The 23,261-nt window shown below is 46.6% G+C and carries 19 protein-coding genes; 13 read left to right on the top strand and 6 right to left on the bottom strand.

The genetic code is table 11. From position 1 onward, the window contains the following. Positions 1 to 26: 26 nt before the first annotated feature. Positions 27 to 2,096: an aryl-sulfate sulfotransferase gene (locus tag ACLTL4_RS01090; protein ID WP_412320162.1), complete on the bottom strand. Its 2,070-nt coding sequence runs from the start codon at positions 2,094 to 2,096 to the stop codon at positions 27 to 29. 87 nt (positions 2,097 to 2,183) lie between these two features. Beyond that, positions 2,184 to 2,864 (bottom strand): DUF4352 domain-containing protein, encoded by a 681-nt coding sequence (locus ACLTL4_RS01085; protein ID WP_022118781.1) that lies wholly within the window; start codon positions 2,862 to 2,864, stop codon positions 2,184 to 2,186. Positions 2,865 to 3,228: 364 nt separating this feature from the next. Between ACLTL4_RS01085 and ACLTL4_RS01080 the strand changes: the two genes are divergently transcribed. From ACLTL4_RS01080 to ACLTL4_RS01040, 9 genes are all read left to right on the top strand, one after another. Beyond that, positions 3,229 to 3,891, top strand: coding sequence for a TetR/AcrR family transcriptional regulator (locus tag ACLTL4_RS01080; protein ID WP_022118780.1), 663 nt, complete (start codon positions 3,229 to 3,231; stop codon positions 3,889 to 3,891). Between the two features lie 50 nt (positions 3,892 to 3,941). Continuing rightward, positions 3,942 to 5,735, top strand: coding sequence for an ABC transporter ATP-binding protein (locus ACLTL4_RS01075; RefSeq protein WP_412290497.1), 1,794 nt, complete (start codon positions 3,942 to 3,944; stop codon positions 5,733 to 5,735). A 15-nt stretch (positions 5,736 to 5,750) separates the two neighbouring features. Beyond that, positions 5,751 to 7,745, top strand: coding sequence for an ABC transporter ATP-binding protein (locus tag ACLTL4_RS01070; protein ID WP_173865524.1), 1,995 nt, complete (start codon positions 5,751 to 5,753; stop codon positions 7,743 to 7,745). Further along, positions 7,745 to 8,344: an AAA family ATPase gene (locus tag ACLTL4_RS01065; protein WP_022118777.1), complete on the top strand. Its 600-nt coding sequence runs from the start codon at positions 7,745 to 7,747 to the stop codon at positions 8,342 to 8,344. The genes ACLTL4_RS01070 and ACLTL4_RS01065 overlap by 1 nt, the downstream gene beginning before the upstream one ends. 165 nt (positions 8,345 to 8,509) lie before the next feature. Continuing rightward, positions 8,510 to 9,499, top strand: coding sequence for a 2-hydroxyacid dehydrogenase (locus tag ACLTL4_RS01060; RefSeq protein WP_022118776.1), 990 nt, complete (start codon positions 8,510 to 8,512; stop codon positions 9,497 to 9,499). A gap of 336 nt (positions 9,500 to 9,835) precedes the next feature. Next, positions 9,836 to 10,552 carry an SH3 domain-containing protein gene (locus ACLTL4_RS01055; protein WP_147631085.1) on the top strand — a complete coding sequence of 239 codons (717 nt, stop codon included), beginning with the start codon at positions 9,836 to 9,838 and terminating at the stop codon, positions 10,550 to 10,552. Between the two features lie 156 nt (positions 10,553 to 10,708). Then, positions 10,709 to 11,608, top strand: coding sequence for a transporter substrate-binding domain-containing protein (locus ACLTL4_RS01050; protein ID WP_022118774.1), 900 nt, complete (start codon positions 10,709 to 10,711; stop codon positions 11,606 to 11,608). Between the two features lie 35 nt (positions 11,609 to 11,643). Continuing rightward, a complete protein-coding gene (locus ACLTL4_RS01045; protein WP_173865554.1) occupies positions 11,644 to 12,477 on the top strand; it encodes an amino acid ABC transporter permease in 834 nt (277 codons plus the stop codon). Continuing rightward, positions 12,474 to 13,217: an amino acid ABC transporter ATP-binding protein gene (locus tag ACLTL4_RS01040; RefSeq protein WP_412320161.1), complete on the top strand. Its 744-nt coding sequence runs from the start codon at positions 12,474 to 12,476 to the stop codon at positions 13,215 to 13,217. The genes ACLTL4_RS01045 and ACLTL4_RS01040 overlap by 4 nt, the downstream gene beginning before the upstream one ends. A gap of 128 nt (positions 13,218 to 13,345) precedes the next feature. On the opposite strand, the gene ACLTL4_RS01035 is transcribed toward ACLTL4_RS01040, so the two are convergent. Then, a complete protein-coding gene (locus tag ACLTL4_RS01035) occupies positions 13,346 to 13,834 on the bottom strand; it encodes a GNAT family protein (protein ID WP_173896162.1) in 489 nt (162 codons plus the stop codon). A 288-nt stretch (positions 13,835 to 14,122) separates the two neighbouring features. On the opposite strand from ACLTL4_RS01035, the gene ACLTL4_RS01030 reads away from it, so the two are divergent. Next, entirely contained in the window at positions 14,123 to 16,171 is a 2,049-nt protein-coding gene (locus ACLTL4_RS01030) for a HelD family protein (protein WP_173865527.1), read from the top strand. Positions 16,172 to 16,183: 12 nt separating this feature from the next. Here ACLTL4_RS01030 and ACLTL4_RS01025 read toward each other — a convergent pair whose 3' ends face one another. Continuing rightward, positions 16,184 to 16,828, bottom strand: coding sequence for an epoxyqueuosine reductase QueH (locus tag ACLTL4_RS01025; RefSeq protein ID WP_022118769.1), 645 nt, complete (start codon positions 16,826 to 16,828; stop codon positions 16,184 to 16,186). Positions 16,829 to 17,037: 209 nt separating this feature from the next. Between ACLTL4_RS01025 and ACLTL4_RS01020 the strand changes: the two genes are divergently transcribed. Next, positions 17,038 to 17,805 (top strand): ABC transporter ATP-binding protein, encoded by a 768-nt coding sequence (locus ACLTL4_RS01020; protein ID WP_412290492.1) that lies wholly within the window; start codon positions 17,038 to 17,040, stop codon positions 17,803 to 17,805. Next, complete coding sequence (locus tag ACLTL4_RS01015; protein ID WP_022118767.1) at positions 17,798 to 18,595, top strand: ABC transporter permease; 798 nt, start codon at positions 17,798 to 17,800, stop codon at positions 18,593 to 18,595. The genes ACLTL4_RS01020 and ACLTL4_RS01015 overlap by 8 nt, the downstream gene beginning before the upstream one ends. Before the next feature lie 21 nt (positions 18,596 to 18,616). Here ACLTL4_RS01015 and ACLTL4_RS01010 read toward each other — a convergent pair whose 3' ends face one another. Further along, positions 18,617 to 19,849, bottom strand: coding sequence for a response regulator (locus ACLTL4_RS01010; RefSeq protein WP_412290490.1), 1,233 nt, complete (start codon positions 19,847 to 19,849; stop codon positions 18,617 to 18,619). A gap of 92 nt (positions 19,850 to 19,941) precedes the next feature. After that, on the bottom strand, positions 19,942 to 21,645 hold the full coding sequence (locus ACLTL4_RS01005; RefSeq protein WP_412290488.1) for a sensor histidine kinase: 1,704 nt from the start codon (positions 21,643 to 21,645) through the stop codon (positions 19,942 to 19,944). Between the two features lie 57 nt (positions 21,646 to 21,702). On the opposite strand from ACLTL4_RS01005, the gene ACLTL4_RS01000 reads away from it, so the two are divergent. Further along, positions 21,703 to 23,241, top strand: a complete 1,539-nt coding sequence (locus tag ACLTL4_RS01000; RefSeq protein WP_412290487.1) for a DUF3502 domain-containing protein — start codon at positions 21,703 to 21,705, stop codon at positions 23,239 to 23,241. Positions 23,242 to 23,261: the final 20 nt, after the last annotated feature.

Here is a 23,261-nt window from a genome sequence, read left to right as displayed (position 1 = left end):
GATAGTTCATGTTTTGTGCAAATCTTTTACAATGCGATGGAATGTCCGCTTTCATAAACCTGTCCATTGACAGAAAGGTAAATATCCCAGGTCTTGCCTTCCAGGCCAACCGGGGAAACCCATCCGGAAACGGTAACTTTTGTTGCATCGTCACCGGCAGTGCCATACTGGGTCAGTGCGTAAGCTTTTGTCTCATCTCCGCTTACTAAGATCACGTAAGCATCTTCCAGTGCATCGGAAGCTTTGTCTGTAGTGTAAGCACCTTTTAAGGAGAATTTCGCATCATCCAGGGTGAATGCCCATCCTTCCGGAAGTGCTGCGGCATTTTCAAGATCTGCCGTGTAATCTGCGGTGGCAGTTTCGCCGAGTGTTCCAAGCAGCTCGCCTTTTGCATTTACATCAAGTGTGGCTCCTTCGGTATAGAGCGGCAGGCGGAGAGAACGGTAAGTCAGGGATGCATAAGTATCGCCGGAGATCAGGATCTCGTAAGCAAGTGTGCCGTTTGATACCTGGTCGATATGGGTGCGTTTGATCAGTCCCTGCTTCATCATGTCGGTCGGATAGTGATCATAGCGGTTGTTTTCTTCATCATAGAGGTTGGCACCGGCTGTGATCCAGAGCTGGTCTTTTGTGCCATCCAGGGAAATTACACCGGAGATCCAGTCAGAATACCACTGCGGACCACGTTCTTTTCCATACTCAAAGACCTGCTCGATCGTCATATCATCGGTGTTGATATGGTAAACGACGGCTCTGGAGTAGATATCATCACCGGAAACACGGTTGTCATTATCGCTTAATTTTACTTTTGCAGTACCATTGTCAAACATCATAATATCACCGTTATCAAGCATAGTGATCTGATGCTGTGCATACTGCCATTCAAAATCATCACCGGTCGGGGTGAAGAAATATTTTTTATCTACGCCATTCCAGTTGGCAGGATCACCGAGGATCCAGGCAAGGGATTTGTCCGATTTGTGGATGGCGATGATCGCATCTTTATGGCGTGCAGAAAGCAGAACCAGATCATTTTTCTCATCGTACCACAGAGAATTATTATGGAACCAGTCAATCTCATCGGAACCGTCAGTTGCAATCGAAGCGGATTGTCCGTCTTCTTTGCCAATCAAATCAGCTGCGTTTAATTCCCAGACAACCTCGCCGCTTTCACGGTCGATCTCCACAACATAATCTTCTACGGTGGAAAGATCCGGACTGTCTCCGGCAACCAGCAGATTGCCGTCCGGCAGTTCCTGGAAATCGTGGTGCATACCGCCCGGGATCATGTACTGGTGATAAATCTTACCGCTCAGATCGATTTCCTGAAGGCCTGCTTTGTAGTACATACTCTTCAGAAGAAAAGAAGTCGGCATCATCAGATGACCATTCTTCAGCTGATGAACGCCAAGTATTCCGCCATCTGTGAAGTACCAGCGGATGTCACCGGCACTGTCCAGTGCGTAGAGCATACCGGCAGAAGAGCAGACAAAGGTCAGATTGGAATAATCATAGGCAGAATCATCACTCATGGTTGTCTCGATCGTGCCGACGTTGATATCAGTTTTTTCGGTGGTAACTTCTACGGTTGTGGAAGTGCCATCCTCCAGTGTCAGGACTACTTCTGTTGTAGCGCCATTATACAGCCCGTAGATCGGGACAAGATGATCCGTCGCAGCTTCGAAAGTTCCGGTAATGTCATTTTTTTCATCTTTTCCTTTGACGGTGACCGTGCCGCCAAGCTCTTTATCTGTGTGGAAGGCAGCGACAGCAGTCAGCGGAGAATTGCCGTAAGGATTGACGATCACATTTGGTTCTTCAAAAGAATATCCGGCGGATGCCTCCTGCTGCAGGGCTTCATCAATGCTGTTCTGCTGCTCAAACAGATCCGTTTTTTCAAGAGAAGCAAAGGAAGCGGAAGCAGTCGTTGCAGATTCACTTTCAGAAGATGTTTCGGAAGCTGTTTCCGAAGAAATGCTTTCTGTTTCACTGTTGTTTGCTGTTTCGGAAGTCGAACCGGCGGAAGAACAGCCGGCAAGCAGAGAAACAGTCAGAGTACAGATGCAAAGACGGGATAAAAGCACTTTGTTTTTCATAAAAACACTCCTTGTATCGTGATATTTGCGGCAAAAATGCCATAGAGATCATAGTTTCAGGTTCTTGTTTGAACTTCCGAAAAACAGTTACTGAAGATCCGGTAATTCACAGGAATAAGTTTCGGATTCAAACGGGTAAGATAAGGTAAGACCAGAAGCATCTTCCTTGATCTCGAAAGCGATCCAGCCTTCGTTGGAACCAAAGTTCAGCTTGGTACCTGCCATACGTGTCATGCCGAGGTTGGTCAGAAATTCATCGTCGATACGGGTGTATTCATTTCCATCGCTGTCGGTCAGTTTCAGGGAAGCCCAGTCGATAGCTTCCGTGCTGCCATCTTTGTTGATCTGCATTTTGATCAGATAATAAACGTTTCCGTCAGAAGCTTCCTTCACATAATCATTTGTCTCAACGCCGGTGTATCCAAGGTCAACGCTGACGTTTTCCAGAGATTTGTTCTTTTCCAGTTTTTCGACAACGAACTGCCATCCGGCAACCGTGGTATCGGAGATATCAGCGGCAGCTTCGGTTGCTGTCACATTTTCAGAAGATGCCTCGGTATCAGCAGCCTCAGATTCAGCAGCTGTCTCGGAATGGTCAGCAGTATCCGCAGCAGTTTCAGATTCTGCGGCACTTTCAGTTGCAACGACTGAATCGGCAGCAGAACGGGAAGAAGCGGTTGTACCGGCGTTGTCAAGATTTGAGCATCCGGTCAGTGCAGACGCACAGAACAGTGTGGCACACAGTAGCATAGCAATTTTTTTCTTCATAATAAAAGACCTCATTTCTTATTAATTAATAAATTTCGGAAACTATTTACAGGGCATCTGTTGCCCCCGACATCATGGAAAATCTGCTCATGATGCTGCGGGCAGAAGATGCCGTAAAGGATTAGGAATCCGCAGATATTTTAACACAAAGCATAAGAAAATACCACGTTATCATAAGATAAAAAAGTGAGAAAAAAATGGAGAAATCTCAGTTGTTTACCAGTAAAGAGTGACAAACACAGCAAAAAGCGACAAACAAAAGATAAAGAAAATGAAAAAAATATAAAGTCGTTGACAGATACCGGGCATGGTGCTATATTCTCGTTGAACAAATGTTGAACGAAAAGTTACAGGAGGTGTGAAAATGAGCAGTCAGGGGACAAAAAATCAGAGACAGGAGCAGGCGGCGGCAACCAGACAGAAACTGCTCACATCGGCACAACATCTGTTTGCACAAAATGGTTATAAAGGAACGACGGTCCGTATGATCAACCGCAGTGTGGATCTGGCGGACGGACTTCTGTATCATTATTTTCCAGGTGGGAAAAAAGAAATTTTCAAAGAAGTCATCACCGGCAATATGCAGGAAATGTTTCAGGAGCTTCAGGAGCCGGAAAAGCAGGATGTATACGAAAAACTGCCGCTGGATGCGGCATTGGATGCAGCCTATATCAATTTTATGACGGTGATCGATGAGCATTTGGAATTTATCCGCATGATGGTGCGTGAGAACGGTGTCAGGGAATTTCTGTCAGAAGAAGAGGTCAGAAGCATCTGGAAGAACCGGATTCCGTGGCTGCCGACACTTCTGAAAAGAAAGATGGAAGCCGGGGAAGTCAAAGAGATGGATTTTGAGATGGCAGCCCTTTCCGTAAATTCTATTCTGATGCATTATGTGATGAAACGCGTTACCGATACCGGACACAGTACACTGGATGACAAGGCCTGGAGAAAGCGGCTGGTCGATTATCAGGTAAGTGTCTGGTCTGTGGAAAAACAGCCGGAAAATGAAAAAGAGCAAGAATAAAAAATACCGGAAAAAATCTGGAAGATAAAGAAGAAAGAAAGGTGAATCATATGTGGCATTTGTTGAAAGATATGCGAAAGAAGGACAAAGGACTTGCGTTTCTTGCCGTTCTTCTGATCGCAGGTCAGGTGTTTCTGGATCTGAAACTGCCGGACTATACAAAAGAAATCACCGTTCTGATCAGTTCTGAGAGCAATACGATCTCAGATTATCTGTTATCAGGCGGGAAGATGCTGGCATGTGCACTCGGAAGTGCCCTGCTGGCGGTAATTGTCGGTTATCTGGCTGCAAAGATTGCAGCAGATTTCAGTCACAATGTCAGAGGAAAAGTATTCCATAAGGTATTTGATTTTGGGGCGGGCGAGATCAGCAAATTTTCTACCTCAAGCTTGATCACACGTACGACAAACGATATCACGCAGATCCAGATGCTCGTAGCCATGGGACTGCAGGTGATGATCAAAGCACCGATCATGGCAGCCTGGGCGATCGTGAAGATTGTCGGCAAGAGCTGGCAGTTATCCGTTCTGACGGCATCAGCAGTCGTGCTGATCATGGTCGTGATCGGAACCCTGATGGCAGTGTTGCTTCCGAAATTCAAGACTGTACAGAAACAGGTCGATGACGTCAACCGTGTTACCCGCGAGAATCTGACCGGACTGAAAGTGGTTCGTGCATTCAATGCCGAAAAATATCAGGAAGACAAATTCGAAAGCGTCAACGAAAATCTGATGAAAACGCAGATGTTCACCATGCACGGCATGGCATTTCTGTTCCCGGTGATGATTTTTGTACAGAGTGCATTATCTCTTGGTATTTACTGGCTGGGAGCAAAACTGGTTGATGACATTTCAATTCCGTTAAACGGAACAATGACGGAAATATTCACGGCCATCGGTTCAAGGGCGGATATGCTTGGTGATGTAGTGGCATTTAATTCCTATGCCCTGTATGTAGTTATGGCATTTGTGCTGCTGCTTATGATTTTTGTCATGCTGCCAAGAGCACAGGTATCTGCAGGCCGTATCAATGAAGTGCTGAACTCCGATATCGCAGTCAGAGAAGGAAAAGATGACGGCAGACAGACGGAAGAAAAAGGCAGCATCACATTCAACGATGTGTCCTTCCGCTATCCGGGAGCCGCAGAAAACTGTCTGGAACACATCAGTTTCCAGGTAAACCAGGGCGAGACACTTGCCATCATCGGAGCGACCGGTTCCGGAAAATCAACGCTTGCAGGTCTGGCAGCAAGACTTTACGATGCCAGCGAGGGCGAAGTGCTGATTGATGGCAAAAATGTAAAAGATTACAGTTTCCGCGGACTGTATGACAAGATGGGATATGTTACACAGAAAGCAGTCCTGTTCTCCGATACGATCGAAGGAAACGTTGCGTTTGGTGAGGCGGCACAAGCGATCACCGAAGAGGATGTAAAGAAAGCCATCGATATCTCGCAGGCACAGGAATTTATTGATAAAATGGAAGAAGGTCTTTACAGCCATATCGCACAGAGCGGCGGCAATGTTTCCGGAGGTCAGAAACAGCGACTTTCGATCGCACGTGCGATCGCCAGAAATCCGGAAATCCTGATTTTTGATGATTCGTTTTCAGCCCTGGATTATAAAACAGATAAAGAACTGCGAAGAAGACTTTCCACCGACCTTAAAGGTACCACCTGCGTGATCGTGGCACAGCGTATTGGAACGATCCGCCACGCCGACAAGATCATCGTACTCGATGACGGAAAGATGGCAGGTATCGGAACCCATGAAGAACTGATGAAAAACTGTGAAGTTTATCAGGAAATTGCTTTATCTCAGCTTTCAAAAGCGGAACTTGCGTAAAGGAGATGCGGAATCATGCATAAAAAAAGACAAAAACCAAAGAATCTGAAAGCCGCATTGAGCAATCTGTTCTCTTACTGCAAAAAAGAAGCAGGTATCATTTTATTTGCACTGATCATGGCGGCATTAGGTGCAGTTCTGACGATCGCAGGACCGAATCAGATCAGTAAGATCACAGATTATATATATAACGGACTGACCGGCGGGATTTCCACCGAAGCAGTCCAGGAAGATATCCAGAAACAGATCCAGTCCGGACAGATCAATATCATGGACTATCTGCCGGAGGGAACCGATCCGTCAAGTATTGATTTTCAGAATCTCGACCTGACGGACAAAAACTCCGAGCTTGCACAGAACATCGTGAACAACATCCGTTTAAGCGATGAGTTCCGGGCAGCCCATCAGGATGACGGCATCGATATGAACGGCATTTTCAAAGTGGCAGTTTTTCTTCTCGGACTGTATCTGATCAGTGCCCTGTGCAGTTTCTCACAGCACTTTATCATGGCAACGGTGACACAGAAACTTTCCAAGCGTATGCGAAAAGATATTGACGGAAAGATCAACCGCCTGCCACTGAAGTATTTCTCAGAACATTCATATGGGGATGTGCTCTCACGTGTGACGAACGATGTGGACACGATCGGTCAGGCATTTTCTAACAGCCTTGCAGCGATCGTATCAGCAGTGGCACAGTTTATCGGCTGTCTGATCATGATGTACTACACCAACTGGATTCTCGGAACGACCACTGTTGTGACCACACTGCTCGGTCTGGTGCTGATGGTGCTAATCATGAAACACTCCCAGCGCTACTTCACCGACCGACAGAGAAGCCTGGGTGAGCTGAACGGCTACATCGAAGAAATGTATGCCGGTCATGATGTGATCCGTATTTCCGGAGCAGAGGGACAAGTCAGAGAACGTTTCGAAAAATTAAACGGAGATGTCAGAACGGCAAACTACAAATCACAGTTCTTATCCGGACTGATGCAGCCGCTGATGACGTTTATCGGAAACTTCGGCTATGTGGCAGTCTGCATCATCGGTGCCCTGCTCGTTATGAAAGGTCAGATCACCTTTGGCGTGATCACGGCATTTCTGATCTATGTGCGTCTGTTTGAACAGCCGCTGCGTCAGATCTCCCAGGGTATGACAAACATCCAGTCCGCGGCAGCCGCTTCCGAGCGAGTTTTTGAGTTCCTTTCCGAGGAAGAGCTGGAAGATGAATCCGCAAAGATGGCAAATGTAGAAGAAGTAGAGGGCGATGTGGTATTCTCCCATGTGAAATTTTCCTACCCGAGCGTGCCGGACAAAGAGATCATCCACGATTTCTCCGTTCACGTAAAACCGGGACAGAAAGCAGCCATCGTCGGTCCGACCGGTGCCGGAAAAACGACACTTGTCAACCTGCTGATGCGATTCTTTGAGCCAACCGGCGGTACCATTACGATTGACGGTGTGGACACAAAAGATATGACAAGAGAAAATGTCCACAGAAAATTCGGCATGGTGCTCCAGGACACCTGGCTGTTCGAGGGCAGTGTGCGTGAGAATCTTCTATATAATAATGAAAATGTATCCGAAGAAACGATGATAAATGCCTGCAAGGCGTGTGGCATCCACAGCTTCATCAAAGCACTGCCGCAGGGCTATGATACCATTCTGACAGACAATACTTCGATTTCAGCCGGACAGAAACAGCTGCTCACGATCGCAAGGGCAATGATCCAGAACAGCCCGATGCTGATCCTTGATGAGGCAACCTCAAGCGTCGATACGAGAACGGAGCTTCTGACCCAGAGGGCGATGGATCAGCTGACTCAGAAACGAACCAGTTTTGTGATCGCACACCGCCTGTCCACGATCAAGAATGCGGATATCATCCTGGTCATGCGTGACGGTGACATTGTAGAGCAGGGAAATCATGAAGAACTTCTGGCAAAAGGCGGATTCTATGCAGATCTGTATACCAGCCAGTTTGAACAAAGTGAGGTACAGGCATAATGAGAGGAAAAACGATCGTAATTGACAGAGAATACGGAAGCGGCGGCCGGGAGGTCGCAAAGCTTCTCTCAGAGAAACTTGGAATCCCGTTTTATGACGGTGAACTGCTGGTACTTGCCAGCGAAAAATACGGCATTGACCTTGGCATGATGAAAGATTACGACGAGAAACGTATGGGAAGCATCCTGTACAGTATTGCCATGGCGACCAGCTATGCCAGCGATTTTGACAAGATCACAAAACCATATGAGATCTACGAGGCTCAGGCAAAAGTCATGCGTCAGCTGGTGTCCGAAGGACCGTGCATTTTTCTTGGAAGATGTGCGGCTGAAATTTTGAAAGACAAAACAGAGCTTTTAAATGTCTTTATCTACAGTAGCGACCAGCATGCAAAAACAGAACGCATCATAAGAGTGGATGGTGTTGCACAGAGCAATGCGGTCACGGAATTACATAAAAGAGATGTTCAGCGGGGCAATTATTATCATTATTTTTCAAAAAAAACCTGGGGTGACCGTAATCATTATGACCTTTGCCTGAATACCGCAGAATTAGGTTATGAGAAAGCGGCAGAGATCCTGGCAGCTGCCGCAAAATAAGACCTCATTTATCAGTGACGGGATATGGTCTTGCATCTGATATGGCTTTCAACGGATGAAAGAGGTTCCAGATGAGAAATTGTTTCCTTTACATTACTCTGCTTTTTGTATATAATATGTCTGTAAGTTCATACTAACAAGAAAAGAAAAGGAGGCAATAAAATTATGAAAATTTTGTTTTTTGGTGCGAAAAGTTATGACATAAAATCTTTTGATGCGTATCTGGACAAAGAAGAATACAAAGATCTGGATGTTGTATACATTGAGCCGAATCTTACTCCTCAGACAGCAATGCTGGCTGCCGGTTATGAAGCCGTGTGTGCATTCGTAAATATGGACTTGAGTGCGGAGACAATCGATATTTTAAATACATGCAAGGTAAAACTGATCCTGATGCGTTGTGCAGGCTTCAACAACGTAGATCTCGAGAGAGCAAAAGGCTACGGCATGACCGTAACACGCGTACCGAGCTACTCACCGGAAGCCGTTGCAGAGCATGCGATGGCACTGGCTCTGACGGCAAACCGCCACACGCACAAAGCGTACATCAAAGTACGTGAGAACAACTACAGTCTGAACGGACTGATGGGTGTCAACCTCTACAAAAAGACCGCAGGTATCGTCGGAACCGGAAAAATCGGTGCTGCGATGGCACGTATCTGCCACGGATTTGGTATGAAAGTGATCGGCTACGATATGTACCCGAACAAAGATCTGGATTTCGTAGAATATGTTGATCTGGATACGTTGCTTTCACAGTCTGACCTGATCTCCCTTCACTGCCCGTTGATGGAAGAGACACATCACATGATCAATATCGACACGATCCAGAAAATGAAAGACGGTGTGATCCTGGTCAACACCTCAAGAGGCGGACTGATCAAGACAGATGACCTGATCCAGGGAATCCGCGAGAACAAATTCTTTGCCGTTGGTCTGGATGTGTACGAAGAAGAGAACGGTTCCGTTTACGAAGACATGTCCGAGACGATCCTGGAGCACTCGACCGTTGCAAGACTGTTATCCTTCCCGAATGTTATGGTGACATCTCATCAGGCATTCTTTACCGAAGAAGCACTGGCAGCGATCAGTGAAGTGACACTGGATAATGCCATGAGTTATCTGAAAGGCACACCGAACGGAAACGAACTGTAAGGTGCGTTTGCTGAAAGCGGATGACAGAAACAATATGAAATAGAATGATATAAAATAAGAAGAAAGAGGAATTTTTGAAGAAGAGTTCCACTTTCTTCTTATTTTTGTTCAGGCAGAATACACGTGAAAGCCAGTATTTTGTATACAGAGTACGGAATCCGGTAAAAAGAGATGTGATCCGAAAAATCTGATGAAAAAGGGAGCATCTGGAAAAATATTTCACTGGATTATAGCTGGAAAGCATGATATACTTACAGACAGTGCAGTTATTTCGCACAGTGAAAAGCAGTATCTGTGAAAAGCTGCAGCATAAAATCAAAAACAAGGAGGATCCAAATGGGAGATTTTAAAGAATGGTTATCGGATAACCTGCGTTATTTCCTGGTCGGTGTTGTCGTGATACTGATCATCGGCGGTTCAATCCTGGGACTGAAGATTTATTCTTCAAAGGTCAATGGAAACAGTGATCCGGCTGTGATCCGTAAAAATACAGAGGCACAGACAGAGACCGGAAAAGAAACTGAGACAAAGAAACAGACTGAAAAAGAAACGAAAAAGCAGACAGAGAAAGAAACGAAAAAACAGACCGAAAAAGAAACCAAAAAACAGACGGAAAAAGCGACAGAAAAGCAGACCGAAAGTTCAACATCTTCCAATGCAGGTACAGACAGTAAAGGAAGTACAGCAGATAACAGCCAAAATGGCAGCAATTCCGCAAACAATGCTTCACAGAACAGTGGCGGCACATACAGTAATGGCTCACAGAGCAGCGACGGTACATATGATAATGCAGGCAATGATGCAACGACCGATGGCAGTGACTACAGCAATGACACGCAGGATGTGACAACGCCGCAGACGGATGCTGCCCAGCCGGTTTACATGACAATCAATTCCGCATGCTACATGCGTTCTTACCCGGACTACGGTGACAACATCATCGGTCAGTTTGAGGCAGGTACGACCGTAGAGTTCTTAGGAGATGAGGGCGGATGGTACAAGGTTTCCGTAAATGGCCAGGTGGGCTATATGGGAGCCAGATTTTTTAACTGACAGACGTTGACAAAGCAGCATGGCTGAGGTATGATAACAAGAAGACAGAGAGGTCGGATTCTGGACTTCTCTGTCCTTTTTTATCAAATTTAAAATTTAAAATGTAAAGGAAAACTGTCACGGCAGGTTTCCTGGATTGAAAGGGAGAGCGGAACAATGAAGAAAAAAGCATTAGCAGCAGTACTTGTAGCAGCAGTAACGATGTCTATGGCAGGATGCGGAAGCAAGCAGGCAGCATCCACAGATGGCGGAAGCAAAACAGAAAGTGAAGCAGGAAGCGATGCGGCAGCAGCGGATTCCGGGGAAAAGAAAACCCTGCGTGTCGGCATGGAATGTGCCTATGCACCGTACAACTGGACACAGAGCGATGATTCCAACGGAGCCGTTCCGATTTCAGGTTCTTCTGATTATGCATACGGCTATGACGTTATGATGGCAAAACACATCTGTGAAGAGCTTGGCTGGGATCTGGAGATCGTAAAGATGGACTGGGACAGCCTTCCGACATCGGTAAGTTCCGGAGCCATTGACTGTGCGATCGCAGGACAGTCTATTACCGCAAAACGTCTGGAATCCGTAGATTTCACAGACCCGTATTATTATGCATCCATCGTGACATTGGTAAAAAAGGACGGACCGTATAAAGATGCAAAAGGTCTGGCAGACTTAAAGGGTGCAACGGCTACTTCTCAGATCAACACCGTATGGTATGATACCTGCCTTGATCAGATCGAAGATGTAAACAAACTGCCGGCTTATGAAACCACAGGAACGATGCTGGTATCTCTGGAATCCGGAGCATGTGACCTGATCTGTACTGACCAGCCGACTGCAATGGCAGCCTGTGTGGCTTATCCGGATATGGAAATGCTGGATTTCTCCTCTTCGGATGACAATTATCAGGTATCTGACGAAGAGATCAACATCGGTATCTCTGTAAAGAAAGGCAATCAGGAACTGGTGGATGAGATCAACAGCGTTCTGGAAAAAATGACAAAAGAAGACTATGAGCAGATGATGAACGAAGCGATCTCCGTACAGCCATTGTCTGAATAAACACGTTTGGGAGGAAATGTATTATGAGCAGTACTTTGCCAACAGACTATTGGGCCAGAGTCGTTTATCTGGTCACACACTACAGTGCATCCTTCCTTCGCGGGGCAGGAAGCACCCTGCTGATCGCCCTGGTGGGTACCTTTGTCGGATGTCTGATCGGTTTTGCGGTCGGCATCGTGCAGACCATTCCGGTGTCCAAACAGGATTCCATCATTAAAAGAGCCCTGTTGTTTATCGTAAAACTGATCCTGAACATCTACGTGGAAGTATTCCGCGGAACACCTATGATCGTCCAGGCGATGTTTATCTATTTTGGTGCCATGCAGTATCTCGGCATCACTATGGGAATGTGGTTCGCTGCATTCTTTATCGTGTCGATCAACACCGGAGCCTACATGGCAGAGACCGTGCGAGGCGGTATCTTATCGATCGATCCGGGACAGACCGAAGGTGCAAAAGCAATCGGTATGACGCACTTTCAGACGATGCTGTACGTCATTTTCCCGCAGACGCTGCGAAACATCATTCCGCAGATCGGCAACAACCTGATCATCAACATCAAAGATTCCTCGGTACTGTCCGTAATCGGTGTTATCGAGCTGTATTATGCGGCAAAACAGACAGCCGGAGCTTATTACTGGTGGTTTGAGGCAATGACTGTAGCGATGGTCCTCTATCTGATCATGACCTTTGTCTTTTCAAGACTTCTGCGCTTCTGGGAGTCCAAACTGGACGGACCGGCAAGTTTTGATCTGGCAACGACCGATCAGCTGGCACATACGAGCGGAAATTACAGTTATCCGGGAGAAGGAAGCTTTGACAAAGAGAGAAATATCGAAACTGATGTGAACGGAGGAAGAGACAAATGAATAGAGATGCGATTCTGGAAGTAAAACACCTGTCCAAATCTTTTGGTGCCAACGCCGTTCTCAAAGACATTGATTTTGTTGTACATCCGGGCGATGTGACATCGATCATCGGTTCTTCCGGTTCCGGCAAATCCACACTGCTTCGCTGCATCAACCTTCTGGAGACACCGACCTCCGGGGATGTGGTATTTCATGGAGACAGCGTGGTGGATAAAAAGGTCAATGCGGCAGCATACCGTGCAAAAGTAGGCATGGTATTTCAGTCTTTTAATTTGTTCAACAATATGTCGGTTCTTGAGAACTGCATCATCGGACAGACAAAAGTTCTGAAAAGAAACAAAGAAGAAGCAAAAGAAAAGGCCATGCAGTATCTGACAAAAGTCGGCATGAACCCGTACATCAGTGCGAAGCCGCGTCAGCTTTCAGGCGGACAGAAACAGCGTGTGGCGATCGCCCGTGCTCTGGCGATGGAGCCGGAGATCCTGCTCTTTGACGAACCGACATCCGCACTGGACCCGGAAATGGTAGGTGAAGTACTGGAAGTTATGCGTGGACTGGCAAACGAAGGCATGACCATGCTGGTCGTTACACACGAGATGGCATTCGCAAGAGACGTTTCCAACCATGTCGTTTACATGGCGGACGGTGTCATCTGCGAAGAAGGCAGTCCTTCGGATATTTTTGAAAATCCGCAGAATGCAAGGACAAAAGATTTCCTGGCCAGATTCCGTGCAAAATAAAAACAGAGACAAAAAAGAGAAATATAAAAAGAAAAACCAGAAAAAGCTCTCAGGCAATGTCATAGGGACAAAGCCGGGGAGCTTTTTGCGTGTGTGCAGGCGGCAAAGAGATCAGAACATGAGCCGGATCAGCATTTTTCGTAGGCAAGACGCGGATCACCGTTTGCAAGATGGATGATGCCGCATTTGCGGAATCCGTTTTTTTCAAGCACATGCTGCATGATCTTGTTGTCGTGGTGTGTGTCGATGCGAAGATGGGAAGTCTGCGGCTCGCAGAAATCCAGCACGTTTCGCAGAAATCCGTGCACCTGCCCGTCACTTGCGACCATGTGGATCACGCCGTAAGGGGCATCGGATAACCAGCTGCCTTCTGAGATCTGTGCATAAGTCGGATCGTTTTCGATGGCAAAATAAAAACAGCCGCAAATCTGCGAAAAATCATCGGGATCCGTGAAGACAAACAGCTTCTGTGCGAGGATACATTCCCGGAGCAGATCAGCGGAAGGATGTCCGTCTGCCCACTGGGTCGGGTTCCCGGTTTTTGCCATAAAAGCCCGGGCAGTTGCATAAATATTCAGGATGACAGGAAAGTCATCCATAACAGCTTTTCGTACCATAAAAAACCTCCAAAGTATAAAAAATCCACAAAAAAAATTGCAGACGGATGCATTCGATTTTGTAAACATTCAAAATCCGCATCTTTCCTGCGGAAATAATTATAAATGATAGCATGGAAACAGAAGAATGTAAAGAGAGCACAGGCACTCTGCTGCCGATTTTGAGAAATATGCAACAAGCCTTGTATCGCAGGAAAAAATAAAGTATAATGCTTAAATGCGGAAGAATGACGCACCGTTTCTACAAGTGGATGTCTCTCCGACTAAAATGATAAAAAGGATGATAACATGGACAGCAGAGAGTATCTGAACTATGTTTTAGATAAATTGCAGGAGCGTATCCGCAAACTGGATGATGCGATCCTGCACGGACAGAAAGAAATCGAAAATATGCATGAGTACTACTGGGAAAACTACACGGAGATGGACCAGTATGGCTACGAAGATTTTGATAATCAGCAGGCACTGCTTGGTCAGGTCAATGCCAACAAGGAGAAGCTGGATCTTCGCCGGAGATTCAAAAAGATGCTGGATTCCCCGTTTTTCGGGCGGGTGGATTTCATCTATGACGGCGAAGAAGAGGCAGAAACGTTTTATATCGGCATCGGCAATTTTTCAAAAGAATCCGGAAGACTGCCACTGGTCTATGACTGGCGTGCCCCGGTTTCCAGCCTGTTTTATGACTACGACAAAGGAGAAGCTTACTATGATGCCCCGGCAGGACGCATGGAGGGCGAAGTACTTTCCAAATGGCAGTACAAGATCCGTGGCGGGAAGATGATTTATGCATTTGAGAGTGATGTCAAGATCGATGATGAGGTTTTAAAACAGGAGCTTGGCAGCCACGGGGATGTCAAACTGAAAAACATCATCAAGACGATCCAGAAAGAACAGAATGCGATCATCCGCAACACACAGGACCGGATCCTGGCGATCCAGGGCGTGGCCGGAAGCGGCAAAACTTCCGTGGCACTGCACCGCATTGCTTATCTGCTCTATCATGACCGGGAAAATCTCAAGTCCTCGAATGTACTGGTACTTTCGCCAAACGGCGTATTTTCAGACTATATTTCCCACATTCTGCCGGAGCTTGGCGAGGAAAATATCCGGGAGATGAGTTTTGATATGTTTGCCTACAGGGAGCTCCGGGATACGGTCAGCGACTGCGAAGACCGCTGTGACCAGATCGAAAAAGAGCTTCTCGATGAAAAGTATGCAGAAAGCTGCCGCAAAAAACAGTCAATCGATTTTGTATTGCAGCTCAATGAGTTTGTGCTGGGACTGGAAGACCGCCTGATGCGTTTTTCAGACCTGAAATACAAGGGCATGACAAAGAGCGAACGTCAGCTGACGGAGATGTTTTATTACCGTTTCCCGGATATTCCGCTGCTGGAGCGTATGCAGGCTGTCATGGATTACGTGGTTGATGAGTACGAAACGCTGATCGGCAGAGATCTCGGCGATGACGAGATCGAGATCGTACGCGGCAAATTCATGAAAATGTACCGCAGTACGGATCTGTACGTGTTGTATAACTGGTTCCTGAAAGAATACGGCTATGAGACACTGCCGCAGGTTTCTTATGAGAAACGCTTTCTGAAATATGAAGATGTTTATCCGATGTTGTATCTGAAATATCTTCTGAAAAGTCGCAGGATGGACCGAAACATCCGTCATCTGGTGATCGATGAGATGCAGGATTATTCCTACATGCAGTATCTGATCCTGGATAAGATGTTCTCCTGCAAGATGACGATCCTCGGAGATAAAGCCCAGACCATGGAGGAGGAAACGAGGGATGTTTTAAGTTTCCTGCCGCGTGTTTTTGGTCGTGGCATTCGAAAGATCAATATGAACAAGAGTTACCGCAACACCATGGAGATCGCATCTTATGCCAATTCCATTTCAGATGTATCCGATATGGAGCTGTTTGAGCGTCATGGAAAACCAGTGGAAGAGCAGACATTTTCAGACAGAAAGGCGGCACTGGAAGCCGTTCTTGAGAAACTGCGTCTGGAAGAGTTTGAGACGGCCGCTGTGATCGAGATGACACAGGAGCGTGCAAAGAAAAGTGCCGCTTATCTGAAAGAGCGGATGGAAGAGCTTGGCATGGATACAGAGAATCGTTTTTCAGTGGTAGATCGTGACAGCACCCACTTCAAAAAGGGACTGACCGTCACGACCTTCTATCTTGCAAAAGGTCTGGAATTTGACCAGGTATTTGCACTTTATACGACGCAGGACAATACGCCGCTGCACCGGCAGGCCAGATACATCTGTGCGACAAGGGCACTGCATGAATTGTATATGTATGAAGTAAAAGCAAGTCAGGATTAAAGAAAGGCAAAATCAAATAAGTTCAGATGCAATCTGGCGTTCTCGTTCTTTTTTTGAGAACACGCAGCCGCAGTAGTCCTGCCGGTACAGACCATAAAGAGCTGAAAGCTCGACGGAACGTTTATAACCATTTTTCTTTTTGAAATCGGAAGGAAGCCATGGGATACCGTAAGTATCTGCAAGTTCCTCTCCGATTTCATTTAATTTCTGGGCGTTTTTTAAAGGACTGATCGAGAGTGTCGTGCAGAAATAGTCAAATCCATGTTCCTTTGCAAGCTGTGCCGTTTTTTCCAGACGGAGCCGATAGCACTGAAAACAACGTTCGCCGCCTTCGGGGATCTTTTCCAGTCCCTTTGCCATATCATAGAATCGTTCCTTGTCAAAGTCTCCCTCGAGAAACGAGACCGGATACTTCTGCGGAATCTGGCAGATCAGATGCTGCTGTTCTTTTACACGGTGCAGATACTCTTCGTCCGGGTAAATATTCGGATTGTAATAAAAAACCGTGATCTGAAAATAATCCGATAAATATTCGATCACGTAACTGCTGCACGGTGCACAGCAGCTGTGCAGAAAAAGAGAAGGGACGCGTGCCTCACGCTGATTCTGTTCCAGAAGTTTATCCAGTTCTTTTTGAAAATTTATCTTATTAGCCATAAAAGCCATCCTTTCTGTAATACTTATAATAAAAAATAATATTGTCATTAAAGAATACCATACGAATGGTTCCGTACTTCGTACTCGTAGTTGCAGACTTTTGTCCCTGCTGTTCTTAGTTTATCACAATCCCGGAAAGCAGACAATTCATAATCAAAACTTCCCCATGCATCATAAAATAAATTAGAAAAAAAGAGAAGGAGACCGTGATGTCAGAGCTTTTGGAAGTGAATCATGTCAGCTATGCCTATCACAGCATAGATGGCGAGACGGAAACATTGGCGGATATTTCTTTTCATATAAAAGAAGGGGAATTTGCAGCAATTGTGGGTCCGAGCGGCTGTGGAAAATCCACGCTGCTTTCACTGATCTGCGGACTTTTAAAGCCGGAAAAAGGCGAGATCCTGCTCGATGGCAAAAGCATCGCAGGCGAAAAAGAGCGGATCGGCTATATGCTGCAGAAAGATTATCTGTTTGAGTGGAGGAGTATTTACAGCAATGTGATGCTGGGGCTGGAGATCCAGAAGAAAAAGAGTGAAAAATATACGAAACGCGTGGATCAGATGTTAAAAGACTATGGATTGTGGGACTTTCGGAATGTAAGGCCGTCGCAGCTCTCAGGCGGGATGCGGCAGAGGGCGGCACTGATCCGCACACTGGCACTTCAGCCGGAATTGTTGCTTCTGGATGAGCCATTTTCGGCACTTGATTATCAGACTAGACTTTCGGTCTGTGAAGATATTTACCGGATCATCAAAAAAGAACAGAAGACGGCGGTGCTGGTGACGCATGATCTCTCTGAGGCGATCAGCATGGCAGACCGGATTTTTGTGCTGAGCAAACGCCCGGCAGGGATCAAAAAAGAAATCAAACTTGATTTTAATATGAAAGAACGCACGCCGATGCAGGTTCGAAATGCACCGCAGTTTCGGGATTATTTCAATCTTATCTGGAAGGAGCTGAATGAACATGACTAAGCCTTCCGAATCGCAGAAAAACTATATCCGGACGGTAAGAAGGAGAAGACGCACCGTGCAGTTCATGCGTCTTTTTCTTTTCCTGTTTTTTGTGATTTTATGGGAAGTGGCCGCAGAATTTTCGTGGATCGACAGCTTTATTTTCAGCAGTCCGCTGCGGATCGCAAAAACCGCCTGGCAGATGCTTCAGGATGGAAGCCTGACCATGCACATCGGTGTGACGCTCTCTGAGACATTGATCAGCTTTGCCCTGGTGGTTATCTGCGGAATCCTGCTTGCCATTCTGCTGTGGATGCTGCCGATGGTATCGGAGATCCTGGAGCCGGCACTTGTGGTGCTGAACAGCCTGCCGAAATCTGCACTGGCTCCGCTTCTGATCGTGTGGCTCGGTGCCAACATCAAAACGATCATTCTGGCGGGCATGTCGGTGGCTGTTTTCGGGACGATTTTAAATCTTTATACCTGCTTTTCGCAGAGTTCACCGGAGAAAGAGAAACTGATCTATACGCTTGGAGGAACAAAAAAAGATACGCTTCTGAAAGTCGTGCTGCCTGGAACGGTGCCGAACATCTTAAGCATTATGAAAGTCAACATCGGACTGTGTCTGGTCGGTGTCGTGATCGGGGAATTTATCGGGGCGAGAAGAGGACTTGGCTATTTAATCATCTACGGCTCCCAGGTGTTTAAACTGGACTGGGTGCTGATGTCGATCGTGATCCTATGCGTGATCGCCATGCTTTTATATGCACTGCTTGGCAGGCTGGAAGCAGCCTGCCTGAAAAGATTATAAAAGGTATGATATACAGAAAAATCAGAGTGCTTTGCGGTGTTTTTTGCGGTACTCCGCCGGAGAAAGCCCGGTTTCACTTTTGAACATCCGGGAAAATCCGGAAAAATTGGAGTACGAAAGCGAGGAGGCAATGTCGCTGATGCTTCTTGTAGTGTCGGTCAGAAGACATTTTGCCTCCTGTAGTCGCACTTCCGATAAATAATCACTGATCCGCTTGCCGGTCTCTTTTTTGAAAACTTTTGCCATGTAATCCGGGCTTAAAAATACCTGGCTGGCAAGCTCTTCACGCGTGATCGCCTTGTTTTCTTTCACCAGTTCAAAGATCTTTTTGACGATCATGGCAGATTTTTCCGTATCATCGCCATCACCAAGGCTTTCTGTGGCAGAAGAGGCCTGCACAAGAAGCAGATCCGCCTGCCTTTGCAGCGTCAGGTAATCGCCCTCCTCACCGGTCAGGATCTGCAGGGATGCACCGAATTTCTGACGGAAAAACTGGATCAGATCACTGCAGTATTTGTCAAAGACTTCCCGGTCAAGAAAGAGATCCGGAGATACAAAAGACAGGAAAAAGCAAGGCTTTGGCTCGATTGCCGGAGGCCAGCCCGGATCTTCGACAAAAAATTCGTTCAGGGCATTTTTCACACAGTAAGAGAGCACGCCAAGATCCGTATTTTCAGACGGAAGCGAGCTGATGTAAAACAGACAGGGAACATAGTGAGCATCCTTATCAAAAAAGACGCTGTTTCTGGAGGCATCCCAGAGAATATAGTCGGCATCGCTGTTCTGATAGGAACCGCTGACCAGCTGCAGCCAGAAGTGCTCCGAAGCGAGCAGACGTTCCGGTGGCTGGGAGGCAAGGAGCGAGCGGTTCAGTTTCTGACGGTTTCTGGACTGCTGGACGGCTTCTTCTACTGCCTGGCTAATCTCTTCGATATCAAACGGTTTTAAGAGATAGGCAAACGCATGGTAGGAGATGGCCTCTTTTGCAAAAGAAAAGTCAGAATGACAGGTCAGGAACAGGATCAGAAGGTCAGGATAGTTCTCTGACAGCCATTTTGCGAGGTCAAGCCCGGTTCCGTTTGGCATCTCAATATCACAGATCATGATCTGGATATCCGATTCCTGACAGATTTGTCTGGCAGCTTTGATATTACCACAGGTAAAGACCTGATCAATTCCAAGAGATTTCCAGTTGATTGCATGTTCCAGTGCCTCAAGAGCAAAGGCTTCATCGTCTACAAGAAGCAAATTCATAAGATTACACTCCAATCTGATTTCTCATAGTTGGAGAAGACTCCAACTTTTATAAATGGTGAATAACAAATATTTCCGTTTGCCCTTTGGTTTCAGGCTGAACCTACATGAAATTTGCTATTCTGCGGCAAAAGCAGGTTGATCTTTGCTCCGCCCTGTGAGCGGTTTTCAAAACGTAAAACATAATTGCTTCCATATATATAGGAAAGTCTCTGTCTTACATTGCGGATGCCGATGTGCTTTTCACCGGTCTTCTGAGAAGGAACTTCCGGTCTGGAGAGAGTTTCCAGAGCTTCTTTAGAGAATCCGGTTCCATTGTCTTCAATGGCAAGAGAAAGATAAGTCGTTCCATCTTTTATGAGAGGGGCGGCACTGATCACAATCTGCATCTTTGCAGAGTCGGAACAGCCGTGCTTAAAAATGTTTTCTACAAAAGTGTGCAGAGTTAGCACGGGGATATGCATTTTTTCAGCCTGTGGATCAATATTAAACGCTGCATCCAGGTCATTCTGGAAGCGGATCTGCTGGATGTGCAGATAATTCTGCACATGTTTCAGCTCTTCAGAGAGGACGACCATGCTGTCGGAGCTTTTGAAAAGGTAGCGGAAATACTTCATCAGGGTAGCGGAAAAATCCACGACCAGCTCAGAGCGGCCACTCAGCCCAAGACTGTAGATCAGGTTCAGGCAGTTCAAAAAGAAATGCGGCTTGATCTGCAAGGTCAGGTACTGAAGTTCGGCGTAAGCCTGGTTCAGCTTCTCTTCGTAGATCTGCAGCTTCAGGTCGTGGATCTGCCCGATCATATAGTTAAAGGTTTCCGTCAGCTCTGCAAATTCATCATGAGTATCCGGGATCGGCAGATGGCTGTCGAAATCTCCCTGTTCGACAGCCTCCATTGCTTTGATGATTCGAAGCACCGGAGAAACCATCTGTCGCCAGGTGATGATCAGCATTGACGTAACAAACGAAAAACTGACAAGTGCGATGATCAGGATCGCATACTGGAACCAGGAGAAAGCTCCCAGTACATAAGCAGTCGGGATATAGAGGATGATCCGGTAATGGTTTCTGGCAGAATCAACCGGGATCTTCACGCAGCGACTGCGGTCCAGCTCCTTTGCACCGTAAAGGAAATCTTCCCCGGCATCCTGGTTGGAGAGAATCAGGGCACCATGCGTGCTGGCAGTCAGATCCCTGAAATCTTCAAACACGTATTCGCTGGATGCAAAAGCACCGACGTAGACATTTTTGTATTCCATCAGATCTATAAGATAACTTTTCTGCGTCATACGCAGGAAGGTCCAGCCGCTGATCTGCGGTTTTGTGACCGGAAATGTACGAGAAAGACAGGCCTGGCGGATGTATTGCCGCATCTCCATGCGTTCCGGATAAGAATCATAGTTTGCACTCTGAAAGATCAGGATATCCTGATCTGGAATATAGAAAAACAGGCTGGCAGTGCTGGTGTACGTGTCCAGATAATTCGTAAAATCGGCAAGGATCGCACGCTGCTCATCCGGAGCATCCTCCCCGCTTTGCAGTCCGTGGTAATTGTTCTCATCCAGAAGAAACGAAGCCAGGTAGTTCGAAATATGGTCAAGCGAAGTATCCACAGTTGCCAGCTGCAGAGAAAGCGTGTTATGATTGTACTGTATACTTTGCTGCCGCAGAAGACGTTTGCCGTACTCGCTTCCGAGCAGAATACAGACAAGCAGAGGGATGCTGGTGACCAGATAAACCCAGAGCAGCCGTTTCTTTGTGGCAGATTTGAAAAATAAGCTTTTATGTTTTTTCATAAAGACCTCCAATGGTCTTATTTTACCGTATTTACCCTTAGAAAGGAAGAAAAAATTATGAAAATTCACGAAAGAATGTCCGAAAAAAGATGTTTTTATATGATAGTGTTTCTTGCTGTAATACTTTTTGTGCTGTCCGGATGTGAAAAACAGCAGCAGGAAAGCGAAAGTGCAGATTCCATCCCGACCATCAACATCGGTATTTCGGCGAGAACCGGACTGAGCAAAAACCTTTCGGAAGTCAATCAGACGCTTGGAGATCTGACGGAAGAAAAGATCGGCGTGCGTGCCCGGCTTGTCTGGACCGGACTGAACAGCAGCCAGGGAAACAGTTATTATAAAAACAGGCAGCTCGGTGTGGATATCCTCAACATTTATTTCAATCAGTTTGAAAACTACCGTCAGAAAAACCTGCTGCTGGATATGGAGCCGTATATGGCAGATGCACTCGCCCTGCAGGAAGTGCTGGATGAGAAAACAGATCTGCCGGAGGATGAAAGAGAAGGCGTTTATGGGATCCCAAAGCCGTTAAGTGATATCCATACGAACGGCGTGATCCTGAACCGCACCTATGTGGAGAAGTATCATATGGACATTTCCAATATCCATAAACCGGAAGATCTGGAGCCGCTGCTTGACATCATAAAGAAAGAACGCCCGGATGTTGTGCCGTGGGCATTGGAAAAAAGGGGAAATGCCGTGGTCGAGCGTTCCCCGATCGCCGATACACTGGACGGGTGTCTGGCAGGTATATTATATGAAGGAACGGATGATACCGTCTGCAATATTTACGAGAGCGATGCCTACACAAAACGGGTGGAGTTGGCAAAACGCTGGCAGGAGAAGGGCTATCTGGCAAAAGATGTGATCACAAACATTGAATCAGGACAGTCACAGGTGATCGCCGGGGATGCATTTGCCGCAGAATTTGTCATCAAACCGGATGAGATGCAGTACGAAGAGAGCCTCTACGGAGACAAAGTCATTATTATCCCATTTGACAATCGGCCGGTTCTGGATACCGAGGATGACTGGGTGACTGTCTGGAGCATTTTTTCGGAGACAAAGTATCCGGAAGAGGCCGTCAAAGTGCTCAATCTTCTGTATTCGGATGAAGATGTGCTGAACACGATCCTGTACGGTGTGGAGGGGATGCACTACGAAGTGCAGGAAGATGGAAGTTTTGCATTCCCGTCCGGCATCAACAGTAGCAACGTCGGATATTTCTGTTCCACGAAATGGCAGTTCAATACGCCAAAAGCCGGTATCTGGAGCGGCATGTCCGATGATCTGGAGGGAGATTTTAAAACCTTTATCGCTTCCGCAAATATTTCACCGGCGTATGGATTCTGGCTGGATGAGAGCAAGATCACGGTGGATATCCAGAAACTGAAAGAGATCGTATCTCGTTACAAAAAGAACCTGAATATCGGGCTAGGAGACGACGGCAAAGATGTCGATACTTACCTGGAAGAATTTCGAAAAGAGCTCCGGGAAGCCGGAAGTGAAGAGATGGTAAAAGAAGTGCGGGATCAGTATCAGGCATGGAAGACGAAAAAAGAGTATGATGTGGGTGTCAAAAGTCCCCAACTATGATGCCTACGGATTGTTCCGTG

Source organism: Hominisplanchenecus sp. (assembly GCF_046967715.1).
Taxonomy (GTDB): domain Bacteria; phylum Bacillota; class Clostridia; order Lachnospirales; family Lachnospiraceae; genus Hominisplanchenecus; species Hominisplanchenecus faecis.
The sequence above is the reverse complement of the archived record's forward strand: the minus strand, read 5'-3'. Positions and strand labels throughout refer to the sequence as shown.